This window comes from Pseudoalteromonas sp. CuT4-3 (assembly GCF_035666335.1).
Classification (GTDB): Bacteria; Pseudomonadota; Gammaproteobacteria; order Enterobacterales; family Alteromonadaceae; genus Pseudoalteromonas; species Pseudoalteromonas atlantica.
Map to the genome: position 1 here is coordinate 2,636,294 of NZ_CP142030.1, position 12,270 is coordinate 2,648,563.

The following is a 12,270-nucleotide window of genomic DNA, read 5'->3' on the forward strand; positions in this document are numbered from 1 at the left end:
TTATGCGATCTCTGCGACATCAGTCAACCTAACCGCACCCTCTTTAGTGTTAATAATAATGCCACTAGAGCCATTGATATTAACGCTTTCAATGTTTTTGAATGTTGCCACCGGTAAGCTTGAAAACTCGCCGTTGGTACTGCCCTCTGCAGTAATAGTGTATTCGCCCTCTGGTAGGCGCTCACCGGATTCATTATTACCATCCCAGCTAAAGCGCACTGCACCCGCTGCTTGCGAACCCATATCGATAGTTCTAACCAGTTGCCCAGAAGCATCTGTGACTTTAATTGTTAAATTATCAACGGCTTCTTCAGCAACCGCAGACCCTTTTGCCTCTCCGCTTTCGCCAAGCTCAAGCGTATTAGATTCTAAAAGCGCTTGCTTACCAACCAGCGTTGATGCTTGTAAGGCAGAGTTTGAGGTCATTGACGAGGCAAGTGACTCAAAATTTGTGTTTAAATCGGTGATGCCTTGCGCCATGGTAAAATTAGTCATTTGCGCAATCATCTGATCGTTATCAGCCGGATTACTCGGATCTTGATACGATAGCTGCTGAGTTAGCAACGAGAAAAAATCTTCCTGCGTTAATGCATCGCTCTCTTCAGTGGTTGTCGCTACTTGGGTCTCTTGCCAAGTTATAGAGTCCAAAAAAGATGAACTAGTACTAATATCGTTACTCATAACCTACCCTCGGTTATCGCTGCCCAAGTAACAGCGTTTTGCTTAACATTTGCTTAGCTGCATCGGCAACTTGCACGTTTGTTTGATAAGAGCGAGAAGCAGAGATCATATTTGCCATCTCCTCAACAACATTAACGTTGGGTTTATAGATATAGCCATTTTCATCCGCACTGGGGTGATTAGGGTTATATTCAATTTGTAGTGGTTTGTTACTCTCAACAATTCCCAGCACTTTAACACCAACAGCGGAGCCCTGAGGGTTGCTGGCTGAGGCAGACGCTTTCGTCAGCTCGGCAGCAAATACAGGTTGGCGTGCTCGGTAAGTTTTGTCTTGGGATGAACTAATTGTATTAGCATTCGAAATATTACTCGCGGTGGTATTTAAGCGAACATTTTGTGCACTCATACCACTGCCTGAAATATCAAAAACGTTATATAAACTCATAATTATTATCCTTGACTACCGAGCGCTTTATTCAGGCCCTTAAATTTACTACTTAAAAATTGCAGGCTTGCCTGATACTCCATCGCATTCTGTGTATACAAGTTTCGTTCCACCTGTATATCAACTGAGTTACCATCGCCTGTATCTCCTTGATTTGGATTGCGAAATAATTCAGAACCACCTACACTTCGAGTACCGCCAGCAATGTGTTTTTCATTGGTAGTAACCATGCTATTGCCGCTTTGCTGAGTTGACCTTGCCGCTTTTAATGCTGAGGCAAAGTCGATATCTTTTGCTTTATAGCCAGGCGTATCAGCATTCGCTATATTTGTGGCAAGTACTTCTGCCCGCTGTGAGCGGATCAACATTGCATGCGGGTGCACACCTAATGCTTTATCAAAACTGATAGCCATAACGTTCTCCAAAAAATTGACTTGCTTAAGTTAAAGCAATTTATAAGCCAGTAGTTTTTAGTTACGTTATTTTTTTATAGAGGGTTGTTATTAAATAAAAAAACGACGCTAAGAACGTCGTTTTTTAATAACAAAGTGATAGGATTATTTTTTTTGGTAGATGATTCCAGGGTTACAACGAACCATATCAAACTCATTACTTAAGCCCGTCATCGACTCCGACGCACCTAAAAATAAATACCCTTTTGGGTTTAGTGCTTGGGCAAACTGACCAATTATTTTTGCTTTAACCTCTGGTGAAAAATAAATCAGGACATTGCGGCAAAAAATAATATCAAACTTCCCCATTAAGGCGTAAGAATCAAGCAAGTTTAAATGTCTAAAGCTCACCTGTTTTCTAACTGAGTCGACAACTTTTGCCATACCGTTGCCGCTATCCATAAAGTACTTTTTACGGCGCTCTGCTGATAGGCCTCGCGCTAATGCCAACGCATCATATTCAGCGTTTTTACACATATCGAGCATTGTGTTAGAAATATCAGTACCAATAATTTGAGCCCCCATACGCAACACGCCCGGTTGCTTGGCCTGAAACTCAGCAACAGACATGGCAATAGAGTATGGTTCTTGGCCTGAAGAGCTGGCCGCTGACCAAATTTTTAATGGTCGGCGGGCGTCTTTAAACTCTGGAAACAGTTTATTTTTTAAAAGCTCAAATGGGTATTGATCCCTAAACCACAAGGTTTCGTTAGTGGTCATGGCATCAACTACAGCGGCTCTAAGTTGCCGCTCATGAGGGCCAAGCGTTTTACTCACTAATTGTGATAAAGATTCAACATTAAAACGAGCCATAAGCGGCGCAAGCCTACTTTTTACTAAATACTGCTTGTTTTCGCCTAGCACAATACCACATTGTTGCTCTAAAAATGAGCGAAACTGATCGTAGTCACTTTGCTGCAAATCTTTATTATTCAAATTAATAACACCTATTGTTGTTTAGTCGCAATGAACCCATTTTTTAACTGCTGTTGCCAATTCATCAGGGTTAAATTTTGCTATAAAGTCATCCGCGCCTACTTTTTCGATCATCGCCTGATTAAACACCCCACTCAAAGAAGTGTGTAAAATAACATGTAGAGGCGCTAATTTTGGATCTGCTTTAATTTCTGCTGTTAATGTATAGCCGTCCATTTCAGGCATTTCAACATCAGAGATAAGTAAACCTACACGCTCAGTAATATCATTTTTACAATCAAGCTCGGCTATTTCTTTAAGCCTAACTAAAGCCTCTTTACCATTTTTTGCAAGCTCAGTTTGCACGCCAAGTGGCTCAAGTGCTCTTTTTACTTGGTTACGTGCAACAGCTGAATCGTCGGCAATAAATACAATGCGCTCGCCTAAATCTTTTTGTATTGCACTATCGGCAGCAAGGTCGGCACTAACCTCGGTATTTACTGGACAAATTTCGTTTAAGATTTTTTCTACATCGAGAATTTCGACCAATTCGTTTTCAATCTCGGTAACGGCAGTTAAATAAGAGTAACGCCCTGCTCCTGACGGAGGTGGCATTATTTTTTCCCAGTTCATGTTAACAATTCGCTCAACGCCGCCAACTAAAAAGCCCTGCACAGAACGATTGTATTCTGCAATTATAATGAAGCTGTCTTTAACATTTTCAATAGGTCGGCCGCCTACGGCCATTGATAAGTCGATAACTGAAATAGTTTGACCACGAATATGCGCCACACCCCGAATGTATGCATTTGATTTAGGCATACTCGTTAAAGGAGGACATTGCAGTACTTCTCTTACTTTAAATACATTGATCCCAAAACGCTGACGCCCTCTGAGCTTAAATAATAGTAATTCTAGGCGGTTCTGCCCAACCAACTGGGTGCGTTGGTTTACTGAGTCTAAAATGCCTGCCATTCAAATCTCCTAAAGAAAACAAATAATGCGGAACGATAATTGCTTTCTGTTTATAAAGCTACATAACATCGCGGGAGCGTCTACTTTTTGACGCAAAATATTTATACCCTGTTTGAAACCATAAGCATAGTCGAAACATTATGAGTTTGTTAAAAAAAGTCAGAAGATACAGTGTTTTTTATTTTCTTGCTAGCCTCTGCTTAGCAACACCTTTGCATGCAAAAGTGTTTAGTAAAGATTTATTACAAGAAATAGCAATTTCTCATATTGCAGAGCAAGTTACCGTGCCACTTGAAAAAAATGTGGAGATTACCGCGCTTGCCCTCGATAGCCGCATTCCTGATAGAGTATGCGAAAACGAGCCAGAATTAGTCGTGCCAAATGAGCCGCCATTTACCCGCCAGGTGACTGTACAAATAAAATGTAACGATGCGCAAAGCTGGACTCAATATGTCCATGTAAGAATAGTTAAAATGGCGCCCGTTGTGGTTGCCACGGCAAATCTAGCCCGTGGTGAAGTTATTACTAAGTCTCATTTAAGCGTACAAATGAAGCCTTCGCAGTTTGTTAGGGTACAATATTTAGATGACCCTTTAATGCTTATTGGCAGCCGCAGTAAGCGAAATATAAGAAGCGGTATGCCGGTTTTGCTTAACCAAATTTGTATGGTTTGCAAAGGCGACGCTGTTAATATTTATGCGAGTATTAAAGGACTTAGAATAAAAACCACGGGGATAGCACTTGAAGATGGCACCCTTGGTGAGCAAGTACAGATCAAGAATAAAAAATCCGGTAAAATTTTGAATGCACGCGTAGATGGTGTAGAGTCTGTGCAAGTAAATATTTAATTTCGATTTATACTAAAGTATCCTATGTATATGCCGATAACTTGGCATAAGTTGGGTAATATACAGGTTTATTATTATGGTTAATCAAGTTAATGGCAGTAATCAACAAGCTAATGCGCTTACAAACGCAAAACAGCAACAAGTTGATATTAAAAAAGATAACGCTGCAAGTACACAAACAACACAGACTCCTTCGCCTAAAGCGGCGAGCGATTCAGTGAGCCTGACGCCGCAAGCACAGCAGTTAAAAACACTGCAAGATAAAGCACAGCAATCATCTGGCTTTGATAGTGAAAAGGTCGCTGAGCTTAAAAAAGCGATTACCGAAGGTAAATACCAAATTGATGCTGAAAAGCTGACTAAAAACTTAGCTGATTTTGAGTTTAACGTATATGGCTGATCACAATAGTTTAATTAGCGTTAAATTAAATGAACAAGTTAAATGCTTGGATTCATTATATGCGTTATTAAACGAAGAGCTTAGTATTATTGCCTCTCGCAGAGGTGAAGGTTTAAAAGAACTTGCCCAACAAAAAATGTCTTTTTTAACTAAGCTTACGCAGCTCGATAAAGAGTTGAATAAACTTTTTGCTGCAAATGATGAAAATGCCCCTGACGTGACTGAACGAGTAGCGCAAGTTAAAGCGCAGTTAGCGCAGTGCCAAAAACAAAATAAAGTAAACTCACATGCTGCCCGCCAAGCACACTTAAGTGTAAAACAATTAAAAGATATTTTAATTGGCGCCCCAACTAGTATGACTTACGACCAAGGCGGTAGCGTAGTAAATACAGATAACAAGTTAGTTCGTAACCTAAAAGCTTAACTGCTTTTATCTATCCTAATTTATTAAAAAAGCCCTTATTGAAGTCTCAATAAGGGCTTTTTTAGGTTTACTACTTAGCACAAAATAATAACCACACTTTTGATTAAGTGAGTTTTAGAAACCCACTTCAGTTATTTAACTGAAGTGGGTTACTGATTTAAATATCTGTTTGGTTATTACCATTTTCAATTAAGTGTTTAATCATTTCCTCTGATTGATTTTGAACATCAACTGCTGGCGCAGCTTCATCGGTACTTCCGCCACTTTGTGCAGGGCTATAAGCAATTGCAGAGCCTTCATCGTCAATCAAAGTATTAAGAGCAACGAGTTGCTCGGTTTCAGAGTCAATAATTACATCGTTTATATTAAGTGGCTCTGTTTCACTCACTTGTACAACTTGCTCTGATGAACTTGCCATGGCCCCTGCGTTTGCTAAGTTGGTGGTTTCGGTGCTCAACAGACCTTCATTTTGCGTATCACCCAATGCTGACTCTTCGCTAAATGACGCCGGCATAGTGTCGCCAGCACCTGAGCTAGATTGTGAGGTATACATATTTCCGGACTCCTCTATCACATTATCCGTATTTTTGATTAAGTAGTTTCCTGCCTCATCAACAGTAACAAAATAGTATTGCTCCCCTCCACCAATGTTTAGGTTGGCTAAGTTTAATACCCCTCCCCAATCTCCATTATTATCTGAAGTAAAGCTACTTGATAGTTCTAATACATCTAAATCTAGACCGAGTAAGTCAACGCCCAATAACGAAGAGCCAATAATGTATACTTCAGTATCTGGCTCTGTTGTCCCTTCAACTGATGGAAATAAAATTCCTAATACTCCTGAACTAAAATCAGTAACCACAAAACCTATTGGCGTGGTATCTATAATCAATCCAGAGAGGCTACCGCTTGAGATTGTATTGCCTGATGCATCAGTTGCTACCGCTGATACAGTATAAGCCCAATCAGCTAACCCCGTATCCGGTGAGGCACTCCATACACCTGATCCGTTAGCAGTTACCTGTTTAGTGACTTCTGTTGCACCGCTAAAGGTGACTAATATAGTTTCACCAGCGCCCGCAGTCCCCGTAACAAGTGGGTTTTGATCTGCTGTTAGTTCTAACCCCGAGTCAATTGTAATACCTGAGTCAATTGCGCTACTTGTTGATTGTGTACCTGTATTACCTGCGCTATCAGCAATGCTTACATCTACGCTGTAATTACCCTCAGGAAGTACTTCTGCAGAGGTCACACTCCAACTTCCATCAGGTCCAACTGTTGTTTGAACATTGTGAGTGGCACCCGCTGAATCAGTAAACATAACGATTACTAACGCGCCTTCAAAGCTTCCAGTTACTGACCCTGTAACAGTAGGCGTAGTATCTTGACCTACAACAATTGGATCTATGACTACAGTTGGTGCAGTGTAGTCTGTGCTTGACACCATTGTATCGCTAGAGGAGTTACCCGCAGTATCACTTATTGATGCTGTTGCACTAAAGCTACCTTCACTTAATGGAGTAGTCGCTGTTACTGACCATGTGCCATTGCCTGCAACTTGGGCAGTAAGTGTTTGTGAACCGTTATTAGCATCAGTAATAACCACGCTCAGTGTTGTACCTGCTGGTGCATCACTTATACCTGTAATGGTTGGTAGCGGATTATTAGTAACGGATAACTGGTCAACCTCAATTGTTGGCGGTGTTAAATCAACAATACCACCTAGGCTTGTAGAACTAGTAAGCCCTAAGTTTTCGACTGTCGCATCACCCGTAAACGCGCCTTCAGCTAATGGTGTGGTGGGTATTAATGTCCATACACCAGAAATAGCTTGAGTATTGTAGGTTGTTGCATTACCACTGCTATCTGTAATAACAACTTCTACATTACCGTTTATTACATCGGTAGTACCACTAATCGTAGGAGTTGTATCGCTTGTATCTATTATTGGGTTAATTAATAGGCCCGGTAAAGTGGTGCTAACGGTGCCCGTTTGTGTCACTGTTGCTATATTTCCTGCATCATCAATACTAATAGCCTCGACGGTTAAATCGCCCTCAGCAAGTAAAGGTGCAACAACAAGCCACGTGCCATCTCCTAATACTGTTGTAGTAACTTCATAAAGTGTGTTAGCAGAGTCGGTAATATTAACCGTGATTAAGCTACCGGTTTCTTCGTCACTGGTGCCAGTAATAGTAGGCGTTAATGTATTAAGTACACCAAAGGCGTCTATTTCTAACGATGGCGGTATGGTATCAATCGTCACTTGCTCAGTAGCAGACTGGCCTAGATTACCCGCAGCATCAGTAATACTTGCGAATACACTATATATACCATCAGGTAGGCTAGTGGTTACTAATGACCACGTGCCGTCGCTACCAACAAGGGCATCAAATACTGTTGCGTTGCCGTTACTATCTATCACAGTTACATCAATGTCTGTGCCTTGAGCTTCTTCAGAAGTACCAGAAATAGTTAAAATGTCAGTATTGCTGATGCTCAACGGTAAAATATCTACCACAGGCACTAACGTATCAACAACAAACTCGAGCGTTTGTGTTACTACATTTCCGGCATCATCAGTGATACTCACGTTGGCAACATGCTGCCCTTCAGTCAGCGCATCAACCTCCAGTGAAAATAGCCCTGCTGCATTCACTGTTGTTGTTAGTACTGAGCCTCCGTCCAGCTGAATCTCTACCACTCCATTAATTAAATCACTGGTTCCTTGAATAATTGGAGTAGAATCTGACGTTGTACCAATCACTTGCAAATTAAGCGTTGGCGAGATGGTATCTACTACACTGCTTAGCAGCTGTGTAGCTGTGATCCCGACTTCACTTAATACATTTACAGTTACAGTAAACACGCCCTCAGCAAGTGATTGAGGAACCTGTACAGTCCATGAATTATCTGCCTGCACTATGGCAAGCAAATCTTGTGCTATGTTATCGCTATCTACCACTCTAACTAGCACTTCGGTGCCTGGGGCTTGGTCGGTCGTACCGCTAATTACTGGTAAACCCTCGCCAGCTACAAAGTCAACCACCGCATTAAGTAACGGCGTTGAAGCATCTACATCTGCCGTCGTAATAGTGGTGGTGTTACCCGCTTCATCAGTTGCAGAGGCTTCAACAATTGATAGGCCAATAATATTAACCGCTAGGCCTAATAACTCCCAATCACCATTGGCATCGGTGGTTACATCGTAAGTTAAGTTAGCCAAATCACCTGCTAATTCTAAATTAACGGTAACTGTTTTACCTTCACCTAAATCGGAAGTACCAGATAAAGATACTAGCTGTCCTAATACGAACGAAGGCACAATTGGACTTCCCATAGTTTGCTAGACACCCAATGAGTTACATTGTAACTTCTAATTAGAGGTGTTTTATGAGCAAAGGCAAACGGTATACCCAAGAATTTAAAATAGAAGCAGTTAAACAAATAACTGAACGTGGTTATTCAGTTGCTGAAGTATCAGAACGATTAGATATTTGTACCAAAACGTTATATCACTGGCGAAGCCAGTTATCAGAGAAACCCAAACAAACCAAATCATCAGATGAACAACTAAGGATCGCCAAACTTGAGGCCGAGCTAAAACGTGTCACGGAGGAACGCGACATTCTAAAAAAGGCCGCAAGGTACTTTGCCAGCAACCCCGAGTAAAGTACGCTTTTATTCGTGAGCATCAAAATGAGTTTTCTATTGCTGCGATGTGTAAACTCTTTAAGCTACACCGCAGTGGCTTTTATGCGTGGTTAAAGAAGCCATTGAGTGACAGAGCAATCGAAGATAATCGTTTGCTTAAGCTTATTAGAGAGTTTTACGTTGCCAGTGGTGGCACTTACGGTAGTCCTTGGATACACGCAGATTTACGTGAAGCTGGTGAAAAATGTAGTGTTAATCGCGTAGCTAAGATCATGCGCCAACATAAACTCAAAGCGCAAATAGGGTATAAACGTCGCCATATTAAAGGCGGTAAAACATCGCGCATTGCAGATAACTTGCTAGCTCGTCAGTTTAATCCTCCTGCGCCGAATCAAACTTGGGTAAGTGATATTACTTATGTGAGAACCTATGAAGGATTCTTGTATGTAGCAACTGTCATGGATTTATTCTCTAGGCGCATCGTAGGCTGGTCGATGGATAAAAACATGGACAAGCACTTAGTAATTAAAGCATTGCTCATGGCAGTTTATCAGCGCCAACCCAAAGCTGACGTAATGGTACATAGTGATCAAGGAAGCCAGTATGGTAGCGCTGATTACTTAGCCTTTATGAAAGAACATAACCTTGTACCCTCAATGAGTCGAGCTGGGAATTGTCACGATAATGCAGTTGCTGAAAGCTTTTTTGCGACGATTAAAAAGCGAATAGTTAAGCGTAAGATATATTCGACAAGGGAAGATGCGAAAGCAGAGATATTTAATTTTATAGAAATGTTTTACAATCCGAAAAAACGTCACTCGCATACAGGCGGTGTTTCACCTGCTAAGTTTGAGGAAGCGTATTTTTCTGAGTTAGAAACTGTCTAGTAAAAGCTGGGAAGTCCAATACGCGCAATATAGTTTTCTGAAAAGTGCGCCTGGTTCGACTCTAAAAACTGTGTTAACACCTGAGAAAAACGGCGTAAAAAGTTAACCATTTCTACACGGCTAATCGATTCACTTATTTTATCTAAATTAACCACCCTAAATAAAAACAAAGCACCATGGGCATGATCTTTCACTTTTTGTAAATGAGCCTCTAATGTGGCACTAAAATACTCTCGATTGGCAAGCCCTGTTAGCTCATCGTGCTGGGCTTTAAAACGCAACTCCTCTAAGCGTTTATTATCTTCTTTTATAATGCGACTAAACCGTGTCGATAATAAATTCATCGACTGCACAAGGCGAGCAAACTCAAAGGTTTTTGGCACTTTTGATTTAATAAAACGCTTATCGCCAAAGGCGTTTGCTTGGTACACCACATCATCAAGTGGCGTTAAAATTCTACGTAATAAATACGCACTTATGGCACAGGCAAAAAAGGCCACCACTAAAAAGCTAAAAAACAGTTTAAGGGCGCTTTCCCACAATGCTTGCTCAGCATATTGGCTGTGGCTTTCAACAAATAAAGTGCCAAATTGCTGCCAACCGTTGTTAACCTGCCCTACACCTGGCTGTACATTAAGCCCATATACCGCTCTAAACCAAGCTGGTGCGGTATTTTCTAACGTGTCGGTAAATACGCGCTTTACAATAACCTCACCATTTGGGTCTTGCAGTTCTATGCGTTTGTAGTGACCGGTATCAAAAGTGGCCGACACTAACAGCTCAAGCTCTACAGGGTCTTTTTCAAGCTGACTAATCATCAGCGCTAAAGAGCTGGCATTATCAACATTTTTTAAATACAGCTGCGTAGAAAAATAGTTTCTAGCAGAGTTAGTACTTATTAACACGCTACTTATAAAGCCAACAAAAATCACCACCAGCAAGGTGATCCACAGCTCTTGCCTAAGAGTGATTTTTCTTTTTTTGAAAAACTTAAATAAGGAAAATGACGCCATTACCACATAATCCCTTCTTGTGATGTCTGCTCCAAAATTTTACGCCAACGCGATAGCCTTGCTGTCGGGCTGGCTACACTTTTAGTCGAGTTATTTGCCCATAAACCTTGGCTGTTAAAACTAAATACCGGGCTTAAATCAACGCGTTTTGCTGCAGGTAACACTTTTGTTATTAAACTATCTAAAATAAGCGGCTGAGCATTAGGCGTAGCAAAGTAGCCTAATACCATGTGTGCTTGTGTTTTGTTTGTACCAGCAAGCTTAGCTTTTACATATATAAGCCTAAGCTTGTCGTCGCTTACGCCTAAGGCGCGTAAACTAATGTATTTAGCAATGGCATAATCTTCACAATCACCTAAACCACGGCCAAGGGTTTCTAATGGCGTAGCCCAATAGTCGTTTTGCTTCCAAAGCTGTATATCGGTTTGGTATCGAAGATTGCGTGCAAAAAAGTCGTTGACAATTAAAATTTGTTGTTATTCTGGTTTATTTTGGGTGCGCACCAGCATAGTTTGCCAATTACGCGCTACAGTGACTCGCGCAGGGCCATATTTTTGCCCCATTAATTCTATAAAGGTATTAAATTGAATAGTTAAACGGCTCGCAAACACGCCGCTTGAAAGTAAAAAAAATAGCAGTAAATAGCGCAAATTGCTTTTGCACCAAAAAAATAGCTTATTTGAGGAAAGAGTGGGTCTAAGTGTCATTCACAGCCCAAAAAAAGAAAAATTAAAAACATATACCAAACGCTACACTACTTGTTCAAATATTATTCGTAACAACAGCATAGCACTCAATATAAAAGGATGAGATATTTTGTATGTGTTTTTTTACTAGATTTAAATTTTAACTCGGCCATTTCAACATTGCTTAATACATTAACTAACATATTGAATCATCGTTGTATTTAAAGCTGATTTATCAAACCCTAGATTTACAGAAAAACGCTCCCGTAAATAGCAAAGTTATGTATTGCTGTACGAATATATTCGACGCGTTTAACACTAAAACCAGCTGCCAAAATAGCAGCTTAATATAGCTTTACTATTTAAAGTACTGGCCAGTTACTTAGTAGTAGGTCACTTTTTTAACTTCACGCGGCTTAATTTCACCTATGTATAAGTCGTGCACGCGCTTCATGTTTAGCTCAAGCTCGGTAACGTATACATCGTCAACTGAGTAAGTTTTAATAATTTGCGCACCTTTAATTATGCCCTGCACTTTACTTTCCATGTAATCGTTTTGAGCGATAGCACCTGCTACAGACGTGCCCGCTGTAATTTTTTGCCCATAAACTTGCTCAGTCAGTTCACGGTACGCCTCAAGCTTAGAGGCCTTAATTGCCATTAATTGCTTTTGTGATTTATTAGCCCCTTGCTGCAAGCTAATAGGTGCATAACCAACCGCTTTAAGTATGGGATAATTATTTGGCTCTACATATTTGTACTCAACATGTTTATCAAACACGTTGCTGCAACCGGCAAGGCCAAGGCCTGCTAAAGTAAGTAATATAATTGCACGCATTTATTTGCACCCTTTAAAGTAATTGCGCAAATAAATGCAGGTTTAATGCCAT

14 protein-coding genes are annotated in these 12,270 nt (G+C 40.7%); 4 read left to right on the plus strand and 10 right to left on the minus strand.

Translation table 11 applies throughout. The features are described from left to right. From VOI46_RS12135 to VOI46_RS12155, 5 genes are all read right to left on the minus strand, one after another. Positions 1-681, minus strand: coding sequence for a flagellar hook assembly protein FlgD (locus VOI46_RS12135; protein WP_004588017.1), 681 nt, complete (start codon positions 679-681; stop codon positions 1-3). 13 nt (positions 682-694) lie between these two features. Continuing rightward, the gene (gene flgC / locus VOI46_RS12140; RefSeq protein WP_004588016.1) at positions 695-1,126 is read right to left on the minus strand and encodes a flagellar basal body rod protein FlgC; all 432 of its coding nucleotides are present in this window, start codon (positions 1,124-1,126) and stop codon (positions 695-697) included. A gap of 5 nt (positions 1,127-1,131) precedes the next feature. Next, the gene (gene flgB / locus VOI46_RS12145) at positions 1,132-1,539 is read right to left on the minus strand and encodes a flagellar basal body rod protein FlgB (protein WP_004588015.1); all 408 of its coding nucleotides are present in this window, start codon (positions 1,537-1,539) and stop codon (positions 1,132-1,134) included. A 144-nt stretch (positions 1,540-1,683) separates the two neighbouring features. After that, the gene (locus tag VOI46_RS12150) at positions 1,684-2,514 is read right to left on the minus strand and encodes a protein-glutamate O-methyltransferase CheR (RefSeq protein ID WP_004588014.1); all 831 of its coding nucleotides are present in this window, start codon (positions 2,512-2,514) and stop codon (positions 1,684-1,686) included. Between the two features lie 21 nt (positions 2,515-2,535). Next, on the minus strand, positions 2,536-3,468 hold the full coding sequence (locus VOI46_RS12155) for a chemotaxis protein CheV (protein WP_004588013.1): 933 nt from the start codon (positions 3,466-3,468) through the stop codon (positions 2,536-2,538). 140 nt (positions 3,469-3,608) lie between these two features. On the opposite strand from VOI46_RS12155, the gene flgA reads away from it, so the two are divergent. From flgA to VOI46_RS12170, 3 genes are all read left to right on the plus strand, one after another. After that, positions 3,609-4,316, plus strand: coding sequence for a flagellar basal body P-ring formation chaperone FlgA (gene flgA / locus VOI46_RS12160; RefSeq protein ID WP_039972266.1), 708 nt, complete (start codon positions 3,609-3,611; stop codon positions 4,314-4,316). 76 nt (positions 4,317-4,392) lie between these two features. Next, positions 4,393-4,716, plus strand: a complete 324-nt coding sequence (flgM, locus tag VOI46_RS12165) for a flagellar biosynthesis anti-sigma factor FlgM (protein WP_004588011.1) — start codon at positions 4,393-4,395, stop codon at positions 4,714-4,716. Beyond that, on the plus strand, positions 4,709-5,140 hold the full coding sequence (locus VOI46_RS12170) for a flagellar protein FlgN (RefSeq protein ID WP_004588010.1): 432 nt from the start codon (positions 4,709-4,711) through the stop codon (positions 5,138-5,140). The genes flgM and VOI46_RS12170 overlap by 8 nt, the downstream gene beginning before the upstream one ends. A 157-nt stretch (positions 5,141-5,297) precedes the next feature. Here the strand turns inward: VOI46_RS12170 and VOI46_RS12175 are convergent, their stop codons facing one another. Beyond that, positions 5,298-8,480, minus strand: coding sequence for an Ig-like domain-containing protein (locus tag VOI46_RS12175; protein ID WP_004588009.1), 3,183 nt, complete (start codon positions 8,478-8,480; stop codon positions 5,298-5,300). A 53-nt stretch (positions 8,481-8,533) separates the two neighbouring features. Between VOI46_RS12175 and VOI46_RS12180 the strand changes: the two genes are divergently transcribed. Continuing rightward, positions 8,534-9,681, plus strand: a protein-coding gene (locus VOI46_RS12180) for an IS3 family transposase (protein WP_324738045.1) whose coding sequence is annotated in 2 segments (ribosomal slippage) — positions 8,534-8,771 and positions 8,771-9,681 — 1,149 coding nt in all. Because the reading frame shifts where the segments join, the coding sequence is not laid out codon by codon here. On the opposite strand, the gene VOI46_RS12185 is transcribed toward VOI46_RS12180, so the two are convergent. The 4 genes from VOI46_RS12185 to VOI46_RS12200 form a co-directional block, all read right to left on the minus strand. Further along, positions 9,678-10,694, minus strand: a complete 1,017-nt coding sequence (locus VOI46_RS12185; RefSeq protein ID WP_004589649.1) for a LapD/MoxY N-terminal periplasmic domain-containing protein — start codon at positions 10,692-10,694, stop codon at positions 9,678-9,680. The genes VOI46_RS12180 and VOI46_RS12185 overlap by 4 nt on opposite strands. Continuing rightward, positions 10,694-11,164 carry a transglutaminase-like cysteine peptidase gene (locus tag VOI46_RS12190; protein WP_324738263.1) on the minus strand — a complete coding sequence of 157 codons (471 nt, stop codon included), beginning with the start codon at positions 11,162-11,164 and terminating at the stop codon, positions 10,694-10,696. Before VOI46_RS12190 ends, VOI46_RS12185 begins: the two co-directional genes overlap by 1 nt. Positions 11,165-11,170: 6 nt before the next feature. Next, positions 11,171-11,344: a hypothetical protein gene (locus VOI46_RS12195; RefSeq protein WP_232424019.1), complete on the minus strand. Its 174-nt coding sequence runs from the start codon at positions 11,342-11,344 to the stop codon at positions 11,171-11,173. Positions 11,345-11,762: 418 nt separating this feature from the next. Continuing rightward, positions 11,763-12,218: an LPP20 family lipoprotein gene (locus VOI46_RS12200; RefSeq protein WP_004589651.1), complete on the minus strand. Its 456-nt coding sequence runs from the start codon at positions 12,216-12,218 to the stop codon at positions 11,763-11,765. Between the last annotated feature and the right edge of the window lie 52 nt (positions 12,219-12,270).